At 46.9% G+C, this 16788-nt stretch carries 14 protein-coding genes; 9 read left to right on the top strand and 5 right to left on the bottom strand.

Annotated elements, in window-relative coordinates; translation table 11 throughout:
• Positions 1-23 precede the first annotated feature (23 nt).
• Positions 24-932 (bottom strand): LysR family transcriptional regulator, encoded by a 909-nt coding sequence (locus OC193_RS20615; protein ID WP_048662264.1) that lies wholly within the window; start codon positions 930-932, stop codon positions 24-26.
• Between the two features lie 105 nt (positions 933-1037).
• Here OC193_RS20615 and OC193_RS20620 point away from each other — a divergent pair, with 105 nt between their 5' ends.
• From OC193_RS20620 to OC193_RS20645, 6 genes are all read left to right on the top strand, one after another.
• Positions 1038-2708 carry an amidohydrolase gene (locus tag OC193_RS20620; protein ID WP_048659906.1) on the top strand — a complete coding sequence of 557 codons (1671 nt, stop codon included), beginning with the start codon at positions 1038-1040 and terminating at the stop codon, positions 2706-2708.
• 89 nt (positions 2709-2797) lie between these two features.
• Positions 2798-3295 carry a hypothetical protein gene (locus OC193_RS20625; protein WP_048659905.1) on the top strand — a complete coding sequence of 166 codons (498 nt, stop codon included), beginning with the start codon at positions 2798-2800 and terminating at the stop codon, positions 3293-3295.
• Positions 3296-3837: 542 nt separating this feature from the next.
• Positions 3838-4635, top strand: coding sequence for a hypothetical protein (locus tag OC193_RS20630; protein WP_048660005.1), 798 nt, complete (start codon positions 3838-3840; stop codon positions 4633-4635).
• Between the two features lie 87 nt (positions 4636-4722).
• Positions 4723-4887 carry a hypothetical protein gene (locus OC193_RS20635; RefSeq protein WP_155407276.1) on the top strand — a complete coding sequence of 55 codons (165 nt, stop codon included), beginning with the start codon at positions 4723-4725 and terminating at the stop codon, positions 4885-4887.
• Between the two features lie 49 nt (positions 4888-4936).
• The gene (locus tag OC193_RS20640; RefSeq protein ID WP_230682269.1) at positions 4937-5476 is read left to right on the top strand and encodes an acyltransferase; all 540 of its coding nucleotides are present in this window, start codon (positions 4937-4939) and stop codon (positions 5474-5476) included.
• A 40-nt stretch (positions 5477-5516) separates the two neighbouring features.
• The gene (locus OC193_RS20645) at positions 5517-6743 is read left to right on the top strand and encodes a carbohydrate porin (RefSeq protein WP_048659902.1); all 1227 of its coding nucleotides are present in this window, start codon (positions 5517-5519) and stop codon (positions 6741-6743) included.
• 49 nt (positions 6744-6792) lie between these two features.
• Here the strand turns inward: OC193_RS20645 and OC193_RS20650 are convergent, their stop codons facing one another.
• Positions 6793-7686 (bottom strand): LysR family transcriptional regulator, encoded by an 894-nt coding sequence (locus tag OC193_RS20650; protein WP_230682684.1) that lies wholly within the window; start codon positions 7684-7686, stop codon positions 6793-6795.
• Between the two features lie 124 nt (positions 7687-7810).
• Between OC193_RS20650 and OC193_RS20655 the strand changes: the two genes are divergently transcribed.
• Positions 7811-9133 carry an amidohydrolase gene (locus tag OC193_RS20655; protein ID WP_048662267.1) on the top strand — a complete coding sequence of 441 codons (1323 nt, stop codon included), beginning with the start codon at positions 7811-7813 and terminating at the stop codon, positions 9131-9133.
• A gap of 314 nt (positions 9134-9447) precedes the next feature.
• On the opposite strand, the gene OC193_RS20660 is transcribed toward OC193_RS20655, so the two are convergent.
• The 3 genes from OC193_RS20660 to OC193_RS20670 are packed head-to-tail and all read right to left on the bottom strand — an operon-like array spanning position 9448 to position 15040.
• Complete coding sequence (locus OC193_RS20660) at positions 9448-12558, bottom strand: efflux RND transporter permease subunit (protein WP_048662268.1); 3111 nt, start codon at positions 12556-12558, stop codon at positions 9448-9450.
• Between the two features lie 4 nt (positions 12559-12562).
• Positions 12563-13642: an efflux RND transporter periplasmic adaptor subunit gene (locus OC193_RS20665; protein ID WP_048659898.1), complete on the bottom strand. Its 1080-nt coding sequence runs from the start codon at positions 13640-13642 to the stop codon at positions 12563-12565.
• Between the two features lie 48 nt (positions 13643-13690).
• Positions 13691-15040 carry a TolC family outer membrane protein gene (locus OC193_RS20670; RefSeq protein WP_048659897.1) on the bottom strand — a complete coding sequence of 450 codons (1350 nt, stop codon included), beginning with the start codon at positions 15038-15040 and terminating at the stop codon, positions 13691-13693.
• A gap of 202 nt (positions 15041-15242) precedes the next feature.
• Here OC193_RS20670 and OC193_RS20675 point away from each other — a divergent pair, with 202 nt between their 5' ends.
• Together OC193_RS20675 and OC193_RS20680 are read left to right on the top strand one after the other, a co-directional pair.
• The gene (locus tag OC193_RS20675) at positions 15243-15452 is read left to right on the top strand and encodes a cold shock domain-containing protein (protein ID WP_048659896.1); all 210 of its coding nucleotides are present in this window, start codon (positions 15243-15245) and stop codon (positions 15450-15452) included.
• Positions 15449-16453, top strand: coding sequence for a hypothetical protein (locus OC193_RS20680; RefSeq protein WP_048662269.1), 1005 nt, complete (start codon positions 15449-15451; stop codon positions 16451-16453). Before OC193_RS20675 ends, OC193_RS20680 begins: the two co-directional genes overlap by 4 nt.
• The last annotated feature ends 335 nt before the right edge of the window (positions 16454-16788 follow it).

Here is a 16788-nt window from a genome sequence, read left to right on the forward strand (position 1 = left end):
CCGTTCTCAGCCAAAAAACCTTGCTAACAGAAATGCCCCTTTTCGGTCAGATAGTCTTTTGCTTGGCTAACAATAAGTTGCTTTATATCTGTAATCGTCTGGTTAGATTGCAACGCATACGTTTGGAAAAACGCAATGCCAACACTGTATGGTCGTGTCAGCTCTTTGAGTGGCAACTCTTTAACCCACCCAGCTTTTTCATAGCGAGCGGCATCAAGTCTGTTTAGTGCGCTCCAACCTCCGTATTGTAGTAACTCTACGATCAGATCAGTATTACTCACTACACAGTGACTATTTGAATGCTTCATTGCATTTAATGGTAAAACATCAATATTTTCACTGACAAATTGCATCTCCTCAGTCAAATCAAGTAGAGAAACAGCAGGATTAAGAAATAGCGACGAGCTTGGATGCGCATAGGCCGAGAATAGCGATACGCCAAGATACGTCACCTCGACTTTTTCATTTGGAAATGCCTGGCCTTGATTAGCCAAAATCGCAAAGTGTGCCTCTCCCTCTTCTAATAACCTCAAGCTTTCTAGGCGGTTCTTGTGCAATAGTCTGAGTTTAAGCCCTTGATAACGCGACGCTATTGATTGCTCAATCGCACATAAAAACGCTGTTGGCAGTACGGTCTCATGGAGTATGGTTAGCTCGGTCAGGTCTGTGTCATACATCATTCTTGCGCTATGTTCAAAGTCAGCGACTTGCTTAATGATGTGTTTCGCCTTTGAATAGAGCTGAATGGCGGCGGGACTAGGCTCAAGTCGTTTGCCTTTAACGGTGAACAGTGTTTTTCCGATGTCAATTTCTAGGCCGATCACATGCTCCCTCACCGTAGCTCGGTCTTTGTTTATCATCCGACCCGCGGCGCTATAGCTATTCATTTCGTACGCAGCTTTAAAACTCGCCAATTGTTCGATAGTCAACATATCACTCCTCAACATATGGACGGGAAACCCCACCAGTATGCAGTTGAATGGATAAATTGTACAACGATACAATAGAGACTCTTTAGCTCAGTCTGGTATAGAAATATGACAAAATCATTCAAAAAACACAGCCTAATAGCATTGATGAGTTCACTCAGCTTCGCCGCTTCAGCGCAAGCCCTCTCTCCGGTGCAATTACTCGTTAACGCTGACATTATCACCATGAACCCGGCCCAGCCTTCTGCTAACGCCATGGCGTATAAAGATGGTCACATCATCGCCATTGGCGAAGAAGCAAAGGTACGCGCAGCGATTGACACGCCAGTTGACGCCACCGACCTCAATGGCCAAACGATCATTCCTGGTCTATTGGAAACCCACGACCACCTATTCTTGTCCAGCGGTTCATCAGTCCTTACCGACGTTGCCCCTTTTTCGACGCCAAAGCTTGCTGATGCCTTGGTTAAGATCGGTAATACCGAAGCGAATGAAGACGGTTGGGTGAATGCGTTTGGCGCGGACCAAACCCTGTATGAAGAACGCCGTGGTCCTCATATCAGTGAGCTCGACGCGTTGCATCCTGATAAACCTGTTGCCATTTTTCACTTAAGCGGCCACGGTGTTTATGTGAACAGCAAAGCTCTTGAACTGGCAGGTGTTGATGAGACAACCCCTAACCCGCAAGGCGGAAATATCGAAAAAGATCAAGATGGCAAACTCACAGGATACCTTTCGGGACAACCTGCGATGTTTTTGGTTACCAATTACCCAACGGCCAACCAACAGACCGCGCGTATTGCCGCTAAACAGCGCGCTCAAGTCGGTATCACAACCGCGTCTGATTTAAGTGTGATGAATCAACCTATTTTGGAGTTGTTATCCAACGTCACCGCCGAAGATGACTTTGCGGTGCGCTTGGTGGGTGGACTTTTCTCTACAGCGCCAAATTTTGCTGATCTAGCGAGTAGCGTCAGCGACTACGAGAACGAAAAATTTAAAGTACCCTTTGTTAAAACATGGACAGATGGTTCGATTCAAGGCGGAACGGGCAACCTTTCTAAAGGCTACTATGATGACAGCTTCGGAAGTGGCGGCGCACAAGGTACCCAAGAATACTTTAACCAGCAGATGATCGACATCTACGAATTTGGGCTATGGCCGGCATTCCACGCCAACGGAGATGGTGCGACAGATATGGCTCTTAACGCCATTGAACATGCACAGAAAAGCACTAACAACCTCGAGATTCGCCCGCAATTGATTCACTCTCAATACACACGACCGGATCAAATAAAGCGCATGGCTGAACTAAAGACCAATCCGACATTCTTTACCACGCATGTCTATTACTGGGGTGACTTGCACCACGACCATACGCTCGGTGCAGAGCGAGCGCAGCGATTGAGCGCAATGAAAGATGCATTTGACGCAGGCCTCAAGCCATCTATGCATAACGACAAACCCGTATCAGACATCGATCCGTTCTTGAATATGGAAATTTCTGTATTGCGCCAATCGTCATCGGGCCGTGTCCTTGGTGCCGACCAAGCGATTACACCATACCAAGCGTTGGAATCGTATACAGTCAACGCAGCGTATCAATTTGGTATGGAAGACGTGGCAGGTAGCCTAGAAGTAGGAAAGTACGCTGACTTTGTCGTGCTTGACAGCAACCCACTAACCGTTAAACCTGAAAAACTACGAAATATCAAAGTAAAAACGACGGTTATGAACGGTAACATTACCTACTCTGAAAACTCACCAGCCGCACTATAGTGACTCATTGAGCCAACAGGCCAGTCCTTAACCTACCACGGTGGACTGGCCACCAACAGATGTGTGCATAACAAAACACTGGAGAGACTATGAACCGTATTGTTTGGCTATTATTACTCATCGTGACACCCACCGCTTTAGCTTGTAACTTTCATCAAGATCGTGGGCGACTGTTCGTTCCCAACTACCCAGCGATCATGTTGACGCTGCCAAGCATAATCGAAGCGAGTGAAAGCAATGAGATAGCACAGATTCAAAAACCGCACGCAATGATCAATTGGCTATTGTCCCAGAAGCTCAACAGCACCATGCCCGTTGAGCCCTTCACCTTTTATCAAGTTGTTGAGGGACACTACTCTAGCGTCACTGGCCACTCGAGCGGTTGGCTTAGTCAATATCAAGGCGAAAACAAACCCAAGCTCGGTGAGCTCATGATACTCAGCGAGTTAAGTGTTTTTAATGCACTCTTGGAGCAGCAAATTACCATCGAGCAGGCTTTCGACCAAAAGTGGATCACCATTAACGGTCCTAAAGCCCAACGACAAGCGGTGAAGACGTGGCTGACTCAAGCTTTTAACCAATCTTAACGACCACCTACCTGAGTGACGTAAAGCGCCTGTACAAGGCTTGATTACCGTTCGGTTATTTACGTCCGTCCATACTCACTTCAGCAAAGCGTCACCCTGCCACCTTACCTATTTAGCAAATATTCCTACCAGAGAAACCTAACACCAGAGTCGCTGTGTATGGCTATTTCAGCAACAAACCATTCAATCTTTTCATCAACCCTATTAAGGCCGCGGTTGACGCTGAGTGAGGCGGTTATCTTCCTACTCGTTATTATTTTCCTCGATTAGTTCACTGTAATCAGCATATCTTCATGACCTATATCAACAATTTCTCCTTTGTCCTATCTTGCCAACCTACTGGCCTAAAATGCAAAGCGGAAAGAACGCTCGCTTGCTTTAATGCCCCTAAGAATTGAGTGACACAACGCCTATGAAGGTAAGAACCTATTCCCCCAATTTTTCATATACGCCGTCACCATTCCATATTTAAACATTGGTCACGCAAGGAAGCACCTTTGTCCATTAATGAATTAAAAAAGCTATTAATCCGAGGTGAATCCATGAAGAAAACAACTGTTGCTGCGACGCTACTGCTCGTCCTTTCGAGTACCGCAATTGCCGAAGAACAAGAAAGCGAAGTCATCAACCCTTCCGACCTGACACGCGTTTATACCCAAGCCGCTGTATTTCTAGACTCGAATGCTGACGTTCGCATGTCAGGAATGATGACTGGCGCATGGTCTGACGACATTCAATTTGCTGGCTTTGCAGAAGGCACAATTGGTAACGATGACGCTAAAATTGATGGGAAACATAAGGTTGGTACAGATTACCAAAAAGGTCGTGTGCAGTACTTTCAAGTTCATGCGCTAGACAATCATTTAATGCCGCGCGTTGGCTTCTCGACCGATTTAATCCACCAAAATGGCGAAGCTGGAACCGCTAAAAATTCAGGATTAAAAGATACAACGCTATTTTCAGCGGGTGTCATCGGCCTGATCAATCCTGCCTACACCTTTGGCGCTAAAGTGTTTCCGAACATCGCTTACACCACAGGTAACGTGTTTGGTGAAAGTGCAGATGGTTACATGCTAAACATGTTTCTGACGAAAGAAATTGGCGACTCAGGCAGCTTCATTCAGTTTTCACCAGAGTACTTCAAAGCAGAAGGTGATGTGGTCTCTATGGAATCAAGCAAACTCAATTTCTTTGTCAGCGCACCGACTCGCTCTGACCGTACGCAATGGCTAATGACTCGTTTCGAATACGGTTCAGCTGATGTCGTTTTGCCTGATGGTACTGAAATTAACAACGATCCTGAACTACGTGTCGAAATCGGCATGAAGTGGTTCTTTTAACACACAATAATATCAAGAGTGTGGGCCTAATAAGCATCAAGCCTTAGGAAGGCCCCACGCTCTGATTGCCACTAGGGAGCTTTCAGAATGAACAAACCGCTTGTGATAACACTGATCATGCTCTTGATTATGCTGATTGCTCCCCTTGCCTTTGCTCGGTTTGTTCACTACTCAGTAGCCCAACCGAATTTGGGCTGGGAAGCGAGCCAAACCGATATCAATCATATCCATACACTGCTGCGTGATCGTTAATCCCTTCCCGTCGCGTTGTACGTTAGATAACCTAAACACTGTGGACATCATGACCATCAAACAACCCGAACTGACGGATTTTGTCAGGTTATTTCAGGAAATTATTGCTCATGTTAGGGACGACTCAGTAAAAATTTTTCCGAAAGAGAAAGGCCGCATTATCGCGCGCGTCGAACAGTTAGTCGAGGACACGTTAGAGAAACAACAAGTGGAAGCTGCACACATAGATCAGGCGCTTACATTAGTCGAGCATCTGTCGATTGTGGTCAATCTAAACCGCTACGAACAGTTTAATCAACTGCTAGAGCGAGCACGAAAGGTCGCCACTTACTTGCTCAACAACGATGCCGCCTCCCCTTGCCAAGATGAAGAGAAAATGCGTCTGCTATTTTCATATCTTAAGCATCGACAAATGGTATCTAAACCGACCCAACTCACTGAAGGCAACGGCCTTCATATTGCCGCCGCTTACCGTAAGGGCTTGCTCAATCTTAGCGAAGCCATCGACGCCTATCGCGCTCAACTTACCTGTCAGAATAGGTTGCAATTTGTCCAACTGCGCGCTTCGTGCGTATCAATTACGGCTTAATTAAACCTTAAGTCATATATCGTGATAACAGAGAACTCATATGAAACGAGCATCCATCGTACTCGCGTTAACGACCACGGTTAGTGTCTATAGCGCTGAAGCTACCACCAATTCGACCTTTGAAAACACACTTACTCAAGATTGGTCTGGCGCAAGAACGCATCTCACCGAGTCGGGGGTGACAGTCAATGCCGAGTACACTAACGTCTACCAAGCACCGCTCAATACGACACCAAATGACCGCTCCAACACCTCTCACCGTTTTGACCTATTTACCCAACTTGATTTTGCTGCGCTCGGTCTTTGGCAAGGGGGCAAACTTAATACACAAGTGATTGCCAGTACGGGTAAGGCAAATGATTTTGGCCTTATTCAGCTCTCCAGCCCAAACTCAACCCTGTTCGCTCATGACGATTCAGTGATGGTGACGAGTTTCAATTACAACCATGAGCTTAGCCCAGCGACCCAACTCATGATCGGTAAGTTTGATGCGATTGAAATGATGCGCCCAGCCAGTTTCTATGGCGGTGGCACACGCCATGGCTTTATGAACTTGGCGTTTACTGCGCCGCCTAGTGGTGTAGTGCCACCTTCGTTTTTCGGGGTCATTGCGAATCACAAAGTTGGAAACACACTTTGGAGCGCGATGGTGTTCGACCCACGAGATCGCTACACCGAAAACTTAAACTCAAGCGGTCTGTTTGACGATGGTGTCAGTGCCAGCTTAGGCTTCGCACACTTTACCCAACTGTTTGACCGCCAAACCTTGCTATCACTTAATTATGCTTACAGCACGGAAAAAGGCGCGGACTTTAGCTCACTGACTCCAGACTTAAACTTCGATGCGACCGCACAATACAAGTACAACGCACGCTTCCAACTGTCGCACAACTTAGTTGAGCGAGCGGGTAATCCAACGGAATCTTGGGGCTTGCACCTGCGTGGTTCACTGGCTGACGGTAACCCGAACGTCTTTAACGCGACCTTTGCTGGTGGCTTAGGTGGTAAAGCGCTGTTCTTCGACCGTCCAACGGACACTTGGGGGCTCGGTTACTACTACTACGATCTATCCGATGATCTCCAAGACAGCATCAATGCGTTACCAACTCCCTATGAGCTACGAAATGAACAAGGATTCGAAGCTTACTACGCCTATGAGCCACTACCTTGGTTGACTATCACCACTGATATTCAATACGTCACGTCAGCGCTCAACACCCAAGACAAAGCTTGGTTAGCGGGTATTCGTACCAACATCCGCTTTTAATCATTAGCTTGTTCAAGATAGCGCTCCATCAATCACGATGGAGCGTCTTTTAGGCTAGGTATTGCTTGCTTAATTGGCATACAATGTTGGCTACCTCACGCAATTGCTCATCACTGCGGTAATGAATTGGAAAAAATGCACAAAGGTTATGCGGCTGTGACTGCAAGACTTCTTCGAGATCAAGCTTGATCAGCCCTTTTTGTGTTACTTGAGAGTTTGCTAGCCATTCTGGAATGATGGTCCAGCCATCTTTCGCGGCCATCTCTAATAACAGGTTAGTATCAGTAATAATTTGCGTGTTTACCGACATGGGATAAGCACCGAGTCCCCCCCTTGCCGCACTCTCTGTCATGTACTGTTTCACCAAGCGCAGTTCATTAAGGCTGACAGACGCCGCCTTCGCCAGTGGGTGCTGATGAGAAAGGTAGGCTGAAAACCGCATCGTTCCTAGATTGATCACATCCAATTCATGGGATGTAGCTAGCAAGTTTTCACTCGCCATTAATGCTATATGAGCGATTCCTTGCTTTACCTCAACAAACGCATGTTCACGAACACGGTCAAGAAATTGGACGTTCAAGTGTGGGAATTGTTCTGATATCGCGACATGAATATTGGTGAGTAATGCCATCGGCACCAAAGAATCGTAACAAATAACCAACTCTGTGCGCGCCGAGTCATGCAATGAAAGAAGCGTTTCTCGCAAATCCCTTGCATGCTTGGCTAAATACACGGTTCGCTCATAAATCGCATCTGCGGCTTGGGTCGGCGTTAAGCGCTTACCTTCGAGTTGAAACAAAACCAATCCCGTTGAGTCTTCTAACGCAACAACCTGCTCTCTGACCGTTGTCCGTGTTTTACCTAATATTCGTCCAGCCTGACTGTAAGAATGCGTCACATAGACCTGATTAAAGCAGTGAATTTGTTCAAGGGTAAACATCATTCCCCTCCAGACAATGTACGTATTATCCTATCATTATGAATTTTTTTGATATTTATATCCATCGTAAAATTACTGTGAAGGTTAATAAAACCAATCGAAAAACGCTTACTAAAGGTGAAACATAATGAAATTTCTACGAAAAGCTTCGACCCTAGCTATTACGATGGCACTCGCCACATCAGTTAATGCGTCATCCGTTGCAATGACCCAGTTTGTAGACAGCAAAGCTGAGCGTCTGCAAGAGATTTATAAAGACCTGCATGCTAACCCAGAGCTTGGATTCATGGAATATCGCACTGCGGGTGTCGTGACCGATGAACTAACCAAACTCGGCTTTGAGGTAAAAACCGGGATTGGTAAAACCGGCGTGGTCGGTATCTTGGAAAATGGCCCCGGCCCGGTGGTAATGTTCCGTGCCGATATGGATGCCAACGCGGTCAAAGAAGAAACCGGACTGCCTTATGCCAGCAATGTAAAAGTCACTAACTTAGATGGTGAAGAAACTTATGTTTCGCATATGTGTGGCCACGATGCACATACGACCTGGCTGATCGGTTTAGCTAAAGTCATGGCCGAAATGAAGTCTGAGTGGCAAGGCACACTGGTATTGGTTGCTCAACCGGCAGAAGAGCCGATTGAAGGCGCACAATCTATGGTGCAAGATGGCATGTACACGACTCATGGCGTACCTGAGCCAGATTACTTCATCGCAATGCATACCTTCCCATTTGCGACAGGGACAGTACTAGCATCTCCTGGTCGTGTTAGTACCGGCTCTGATCACATTGACGTAACCTTCCACGGCATTGGTGGGCACGGCTCTTCTCCCCATTTAGCGAAAGATCCAGTGCTGATGGCTGGTCAAGCAATTGTTCAACTACAAACCGTGGTCTCTCGCCACATTGACCCGACCGATGTGTCGGTATTAACTGTCGGTTCAGTGCAAGCGGGCGTCGACAACAATGTCATCCCCGAAGAAGCCACGCTAAAACTTAAGCTCCACTTCTCGGATAACGAAGTTCGCAAGCAGATGCATGAATCCATTACCAACATCGTTAATAATATCGCGCGCTCCAACGGCGTCACAGAAGAAGATCTACCGACAATTACCTACAAAGGCTTCGCTGCGGCCATGGTCAATGATCCAGAACTGACTAGTCTTATTCAGCAAGAGCTTCGTGACACTGATTATATCAACAAAGTCGTGCCTCAATTCCAAGCCCCGGCATCGGATGACGCAACAACCTTAGTTGACCATATCCCAGGGGTAAAAGTCTCTTACCTAGCCGTTGGTTCAGCTGAGCCTAGGCTGGTAGAACAAGCACATAAAAATGGCCAGCACTTCCCATTTATGAACCACAACTCAGACTACCAAGTTGACCTTGATGCGATCGGTAAAGGGACCAAAGTGGCGTCAGACATCATTCTTAAGATTATGGAAAAATAGTATTACCTCATTAACGTTATGTAGGGTGCACGGACGCACCTTTATCTTCATCTGCTACCGCGATCCATTCTCCTCTCCACGAAACTCAACCTCGTCAGAAAACCTGTTGTTTACCCATCCACCCACTCTGTCATCCTAACGAATTCATCACCGATAAAGTCATCCTTCAACGCTGATGCCATGCTCGCTACGTCTTTCCCCCTTCCCCCACCGAGACATCCGCTTTACTTTCTTAACCGTAATCATGGTTAAATATCACGCAAAAAAAACGGAGCTCAATTGAGCTCCGTTTTACGCCTTAATGACGGTATTTGTTATGCTTTCACTTTTTCACGCAGTTTTTGGAACACGGCATAAAAACCTGGTGTCATAATCGAGCCTACCGCAAGCACCATCAACATGCCACCCAGCAGGGCAAGACCTGTGGTATTTTGCGCTATTGCGCCCGCACCTTGCGCAAATGCAAGCGGTAATATACCCAGAATAAAGGACCACGAGGTCATGTTTACCGCTCTAAAGCGCATTTTACCACCTTGAATCGCTGCGTCTTCAATCGAAAGACCTTGTTCTTCACGTTTAATCTTAGAGAATTCGACCATCAAGATCGCGTTTTTCGCCGCTAACGATATCAACAGTATCAAACCAATTTGACCGTAAATCGACAGGGCTTGTCCCCCCATCAGCAACGCCGCATAGGTACCTACAGCCGCCATTGGCGCAACGATGATGATTGCTGCAGGCAGTGCCCAAGACTCATACTGTGCCACTAAGAACAGATAGATGAACACCAAGGCTAGAATCATCGCAATCTGCGCGGTACCGCCGGCTTGTTTCTCTTGGAACGCCATGTTAGTCCATTCAAACGTGTAGCCAGTTTCCAGCACTTCACCTGCAATACGCTCCATCGCTTCAATCGCTTGACCCGATGAGTAACCTGGCGCCGCATTTAGCTGAATACGTGCCGCTGGCAGCATGTTGTAACTGGTCACCAAATCTGGTTCAAGTGTCGGTAAAATCGTCGCCACGGTAGACAATGGAACCTGCTTACCACTGTTTGATGGCACATGGATCCGCAGAACGTCATCTAGATCATTGCGCTGCTCACCTTTGGCCTGAACAAATACACGGTAACTACGCCCATTCAGTGCAAAATCATTCACATAAGAAGACGCAAGATGCGTGGCCATCGCATCATTGATCGCGCCTAACGTTACGCCCATTTGACGTGCTTTTTCACGGTCAATGTCAATGTGGTAATGAGGAACGTTAGCACGATAGGTGGTCATCGCACGGGTGATCTCTGGGGCTTGGTTTGCCGCCGCGACCATCGCGTTCGTCATTTGGGACAGTTCTTGCGCACTAAGACCACCTGTGTCTTGCAACATGAACTCAAGTGAATCGCCTGCACCCACACCTGGAATCGCCGGCATACCCATAGTAAACGTCACCGCCTTATCGATGCCGTGCAATTGATGATTCAAACGCTGTGCAATCGCAGCCTGAGAGTGGTCACCCTCAAGTTCAAGACGCTGATCCCAGTGCTTTAAATTAATGAACATGGTCGCTGAGTTCGACGCAACACTACCCGTTATCGCGTTAAAACCAATCGCACCCGCATAGTCTTCGATGGCTGGGTCTAGATTCAAGATCGCTTCAGCCTTACGGATCAGCTCGTGAGTTCGTTCTTTAGATGCGTTGTCTGGCAAGAACATCGCAAGCGCCAATACCCCTTTATCTTCAGTAGGCACAAACGCGGTTGGTAGCTTAGCGTTCATAGCGACCATAGCACCGACTGCGACAGTAAAGGCGACGCCCAACACCAAGCTCTTACGAACCATGAGTGCCACTGCTTTACCATAAGCATTAGTCACACGGTCAAAAATACGGTTAAAAGCAACAAACCATTTCGCCGGCTGACTATTACGTTTCATTACCATCGCACACAGGGCTGGAGATAGAGTTAAGGCGTTGATCGCAGACAATATTAACGCGATACAAATCGTGATCGAGAACTGCGCAAACATCAAACCGGTAATCCCCGGCAGCATAGCAACAGGAATAAATACTGCGAGCATAACTAGCGTTGATGCGATGATAGGCCCCGTCACCTCTTTCATGGCTTGAATGGTCGCTTCCTTACTTGACCACTGCGGCTGCTCTTCAAGAATACGTTCGACGTTTTCTACCACGAGGATCGCGTTATCTACCACAATACCAATCGCAAGAATCAGACCGAATAGTGTCACTGTGTTGATACTAAATCCGCCCATCTGCATAAACGCAAAAGTACCAATTAAAGACACCGGAATTGCCACTACAGGCGCTAACGTCGCACGCACATTTCCCAAAAATAGGTAAGTCACCGCGATAACCAGCAGAACCGCAACAACTAGCGTTTCTACAATACTCTTAATCGATGCCTCTACCGCAAGCGTAGTGTCGTAAGGGATGGCATACGACATGCCAGCTGGCAAAATGGATTCAATGTCTTTCAGCACCGATTTTACCGCTTCCCCCGTTTCCAATGCGTTTGCATCCGGGTTCGCTTGCATCATCACTAGCGCAGCTTCTTGACCATTGTAGTTAGCGTATGCATCGTAGAACTGGCTGCCTATTTCGATATCGGCCACATCCGCAAGGTGAACATGGTTACCATTAGCCAATGTTTTAACAATCACTTTCTCAAAGTCTTGTGCACTGGTTAAGCGCCCTTGGGTGATCAGGTTAAACTGAAGCGCGGCATTTTCACGGCTCGGGCCTTGACCAATACGGCCAGCAGGGACAACAGCATTTTGCTCACGAATCGCATTCTTCACTTCTACGGTGCTCACACCCAGCGCCGCCATACGATCCATATCAAGCCATACACGCATACCATACGTCGCACCGATGAGGTCACTGGTCGCCAGCCCAGGAACACGCGCAATACGCTCCATGAAGTTGGATTCCACCCACGAGTTCAACTCAAGCTCAGACAGTGACTGATTTTCAGAGTAAAATGCAACCGCAAGCAAATCATCCGGTGTCGCTTTACGGATACGAATACCACGCGCACGCACTTCGAACGGCAACATGTTTTCCGCTACTGCCACACGGTTTGAAACGTTAACCATCGCCATGTCAGAATCAACGCTGTTGTCAAAGGTGATATTTAAGAAATAACGGCCATCGTTAGTCGAACGTGACTGCATGTACACCATGCCATCTACACCGTTTACCTCTTCTTCGATTGGGTTACCAATCACCTCTTTGACTGTTTCAGCACTCGCCCCCGGCAAAACAGCAATCACGCGCACCTGAGGCGGTGTCACACTGGGGTATTCGGAAATTGGCATAGTTTTAATCGCAATCAAACCGATCAAGGTCAGAAAGATCGAAATGACAAACGCAAATTTTGGTCTATTGATGAAAAATTGACTTAGCATGATCCTACTCCGCTACCACTACTTGAGCACCTTCCCTAATGCGCTGTAGACCACCTATAATGATTGGCTCTTCCACGGCCAAACCTTGTACAATAAAGACATATTGACCAATACGTTCAGAGACTTCTACGTCTCGACGAACTGCAATACCGTCTTCAATCATCATTACGTATTGCGCTTTGTGATCTTGGTGAATCGCCGCGTGGGGAACTTTAACCCCTGATAACGCTTGAGTCGGCGCAAGACCAACACGCACATACTGATTCGCTGTCAACTGGCCATGTTCGTTATTGAAGATTGCTGCCAAATCAATCGTGCCACTTTGAGGGTCGATCTTGTTATCAACAAAAGAGATTACCCCTTCGCTATCGACAATCTCACCGCCAATTTCTAATGAAACCAGTGTTGCGTCTTGGCGTGAAAAATCATGTGCGGAGACATCGGTCTGCTTAAGTGAGAAGCTCGCTTCAATTGGGTGGATTTGCACCAAATCAGTAAGTGGTCCAAAGTTAGGCCCGACCATGTCGCCAATAGAGAACTGGCTTTTTCCCAGCTTTCCACTGTATGGCGCTCTTACTTGGGTTTGTTCCAAGTTGTCTTGCTGGACAACAAGGTTCGCTTGTGCAGACTCAACGCGGTGCTTAGTTTGAGCCAACTCTGCCGAGCTTAAATCAAACTGAGCTTGAGATACGCCACCGCTTTTCAACATGTTTGCGTTACGCTGGTGGTTAAGTTTAGTCAGAGCCAGCGCTGCTTTCGCCTCGCTCACCGACGCCTTAGCGGCATCCAAAGCCGCTTGATATGACGTTGGATCTATCTCAAATAGCACGTCACCTTTTTCAACCACAGCACCATCTTCAAAGTTTTTCTTGAGTAAGTAACCTGTGGTTCTTGGCGTCAAATTAGCAGACTCAATCGCTTGCATTCGGCCAACGTAATAGCTAGTCGGGCTATGCAGATACGTCTTTGCATTGACTACACTAACAGGGGTTGCTTGAGCTACGTTTTGTTGGTCACTTTCATTTGAGCTACCACAACCAGATAGCAAAAGGGCAATCGCTGTGTATAAGGGCAATTTTCTCATGAGTTTCTCTTTATTAAATAATTTGATTGAGTGAGTGTGGTCGAATCACTAAACATCTAGCAGACGATTGATCGTGTTTAGCGATTCGTCATCGAGAACGCCAGCTAGGAAATGCAGTTGGAGATTTGCCACCAAAAAGTCGATCTGAGCAGCGGTTAACTGCTCTTTCGCTGAGTAAAGTTGACGCGTCGAGTCAAGAACATCGACGATAGTACGTGTACCAATTTCTAACCCTTGTTCAGTCGCTTTTAGAGCCGACTGCGCCGAAATCACCGCTTGTTGATACGCCGATTGCGCGCTCTTAAGCGTCACTAAATCTTTTTCGGCGCTACGTACCTTGCGTGCTACCTGTCGCCAAGTATGGCTTTGCAACTCAAGCGCCTGTTGGTACTGAATGTTTGCTTGCTCAACTCGATTACCCGTCGCGCCACCGCGGTAGGCAGGGAGAGACATGGCAACGCCAGCAAACACAGTGGCATTGTTGTCTAAATCTTGAAACGAACCTTTTGTTTGCTGTGGTGCATTGCTACGTGATTGAGTGGAAAACGCATAGCGGTACTCGGCAACTAAGCCAATGGTTGGCATATGCCCAGCCTGAGCAAGTGCAATCTGTTCACGCGAGAGTTCGACCAGCTGACGTTGGATCGCCATTTGCTGACTATCTGTTTGCGCGAGCTCTTGCCAGCTAATTCGACCATTAGGTTGGGGAATTGAAATCTGAGGTAAATTCGTGCTTAACGAGGCTACTTGGGCATATTCACGGCCCGTCAACTCATACAAGTAATCAAGCGCCTTTTCCAACTCGTTTTGAGAAAAAATCACCGCTGTTTCCGCGAGATCATATTGCGCTTGCGTTTCTTTGACATCATTCTCTGGCACGAGGCCGTTACTCAAACGGTGCTTCACTTGAACCAAGTGTTCACCTATCGCTTGCTTGGTGGCTTTGACCTGTTTTTGTTTCTCTTGCGCTTTGAGTGCATTGAAATAGCCATTTACGACACTCATCTGCATCGTCGCTAGAGCATAGTTGTAGCTAATCTTGCTGAGCTCATGCTGCTGCTCGGCGATGGTACTCGCTCGATTAAGCTGGTCATTAAAAATATTTTGCCCAACCGATACGAACACTTCTGCGCCTTGACCATCGGTTTCGTTCATCGTTGTCCAATCGTTTCGTAGCGCACCGTACTGAGCACCCACATCCACCTGTGGGCGATATTGACCGTCAATGATGTCGCTGCCTTTGCGCGCACTATCCATTTCCAGTGCAGCACTCGCCAATATCGGATTGTTCTCTAGTGAGTCTAGATAGAGTCGCTGCAAGTCAACAGTTTGTGCCACTGCGGACGCGCCACTAAGTGTCAAACTGACCCCAACTGCTGATAACAATAGTCTGTTCATATTTTTACTCGCTGGTTTACAACGTAATTAATCGTGTTTAATGACGCTGTTTTACTGAGAAACCGGTGCAAAACGTAGGCTTGGAAGAACAGGAATTGTTTCAGATCAGCTTTCGCTGCGGTAAGAAAGGAAAAGCGTGGCTACGCTCAGTTTTTTTTGTTATTTAATTTATTACTTATTAATTAGGAAGGCGACATTCGAAATGCTGGGCCTAAAAGCGAAAGTAACCTGGTTTAACTCTGAGAAAAAATTTGGCTTCGCTGTACCAGATGTCGTGCCCATTGACGTATTGATTGATCTTTCCAGCATCAACTTGGCCAACATGGAATTAGCCCTTGGACAGCGTATTTATGTAGAAATCGAAACGCCTGATGACGGTGGCTTTCGCGCGACTTCAGTGATCCCACTATGACGGATGAAGCATCGGTGAAGTCGACGCCAAGCAATAGACGAGGGAGACCCAAAAGTGCTCCGTTAGCAAAGCAGCAACGTCACGTAGCTAAACGCTATCAAGATCTGCTCAACGTGCGTCAACAATTCGATCTAGAGCTGAAACAGCACTACCCGAATTTAAATCCCGCAGAACTCAGCGATGTCGCCCAGATTGCTCTTGCCACCGCGGAAGAATATCGCTTATGGTCGGAAATCGATAATCAACTGCTCGCCATTCAGAGGCACAAAGATCCAGAAACGCAATTAGTGCTCCAGTTAGAGAGGTTCCAGCAGCATTTAGTCCAATTGCAAACCACTTATCAGTTAATCCTCTCTCAGCGCAATCAACCAGTCCTACCCAGCAAAATCTACTGGCGACATGCTAGCAGTGAAACGATCAATAACGCGATCTCATATTTAAGCTCTCACTCAGCGAACCAACAAACCGTGACTCTCTATGGGTTTGCTCTTTGGTTGAAAGCCCAATGTGTTGAGAGTGATGAGAAGAATGGAGTTAAAACTTGGCGAACATTGATCAGAAAGGTGCTGGGCCACATCATTGAAAAACGTATTGGCTTAGTTTACCCAATACACAATGCCAACACGGCTGGTCGTCCGAAACTCCCAACGCCTGTTGATCTCGTCAGGGCGGAGCAAGCCTTGATCGATGATTATCAAGAGCTAGCCATAACCTATCGAACGCTACAAATACTACCACTAACACCGGAGCGAGTTTGGCGAAATCAACAACATAGCATATTCAAAAAAGTAGGCAGAAAGCCGTTAACTAAGCACCAAAAAGCACTAAGAAAACAGAGCAAACTCGAGGAGCAGTTGCGTGAACTAGAACGCAATAAAGAAGCAATATTAGCAACAGAGTCAGAGCGACATACTGTACGTGGGCGCAAGCCTTTAACCTATCAACAATTAAGATCAAGTTTGCTAGAAAAAATACAAGCACTTACCGAACTTTCCGCGTAATACGCTTAGAGCCCAACACAACACTGGGTTCGAAATCAAAATGATAACAAGCGACACATTCTAAAAAAGCTTTTAGCGGGGCACATGTTCCCATCTTAGCACTGACGTAACGGTATATTTTTTGCCACGTGACTGAGTTAAGTTTCGAGCAGGGGTATCAAGTGAGTTTCAAGTGCAAGCAGAGTAGCAGTTAAAGGGGGGGAAGGTAGAGCAGACATAATATTGCCTCTTCACTATTTTGTCTTAAACCTACGTAAGTCCAGACCCTGAAGAGGCAATATCAAATTATGACTGTACCAAATATCAATATATAGTTGTAAATATCAATTTATGGT

The organism is Vibrio crassostreae, from assembly GCF_024347415.1.
GTDB lineage: Bacteria > Pseudomonadota > Gammaproteobacteria > Enterobacterales > Vibrionaceae > Vibrio > Vibrio crassostreae.

Bases quoted from the DNA above. Each gene is read 5' to 3' on its own strand.
- OC193_RS20665 (WP_048659898.1), bottom strand. From the start codon at position 13,642: ATGAGAAAATTGCCCTTATACACAGCGATTGCCCTTTTGCTATCTGGT.
- OC193_RS20655 (WP_048662267.1), top strand. From the start codon at position 7,811: ATGAAATTTCTACGAAAAGCTTCGACCCTAGCTATTACGATGGCACTC.
- OC193_RS20630 (WP_048660005.1), top strand. From the start codon at position 3,838: ATGAAGAAAACAACTGTTGCTGCGACGCTACTGCTCGTCCTTTCGAGT.
- OC193_RS20625 (WP_048659905.1), top strand. From the start codon at position 2,798: ATGAACCGTATTGTTTGGCTATTATTACTCATCGTGACACCCACCGCT.
- OC193_RS20620 (WP_048659906.1), top strand. From the start codon at position 1,038: ATGACAAAATCATTCAAAAAACACAGCCTAATAGCATTGATGAGTTCA.
- OC193_RS20670 (WP_048659897.1), bottom strand. From the start codon at position 15,040: ATGAACAGACTATTGTTATCAGCAGTTGGGGTCAGTTTGACACTTAGT.
- OC193_RS20675 (WP_048659896.1), top strand. From the start codon at position 15,243: ATGCTGGGCCTAAAAGCGAAAGTAACCTGGTTTAACTCTGAGAAAAAA.
- OC193_RS20635 (WP_155407276.1), top strand. From the start codon at position 4,723: ATGAACAAACCGCTTGTGATAACACTGATCATGCTCTTGATTATGCTG.
- OC193_RS20615 (WP_048662264.1), bottom strand. From the start codon at position 932: ATGTTGACTATCGAACAATTGGCGAGTTTTAAAGCTGCGTACGAAATG.
- OC193_RS20660 (WP_048662268.1), bottom strand. From the start codon at position 12,558: ATGCTAAGTCAATTTTTCATCAATAGACCAAAATTTGCGTTTGTCATT.
- OC193_RS20650 (WP_230682684.1), bottom strand. From the start codon at position 7,686: ATGATGTTTACCCTTGAACAAATTCACTGCTTTAATCAGGTCTATGTG.
- OC193_RS20640 (WP_230682269.1), top strand. From the start codon at position 4,937: ATGACCATCAAACAACCCGAACTGACGGATTTTGTCAGGTTATTTCAG.
- OC193_RS20680 (WP_048662269.1), top strand. From the start codon at position 15,449: ATGACGGATGAAGCATCGGTGAAGTCGACGCCAAGCAATAGACGAGGG.
- OC193_RS20645 (WP_048659902.1), top strand. From the start codon at position 5,517: ATGAAACGAGCATCCATCGTACTCGCGTTAACGACCACGGTTAGTGTC.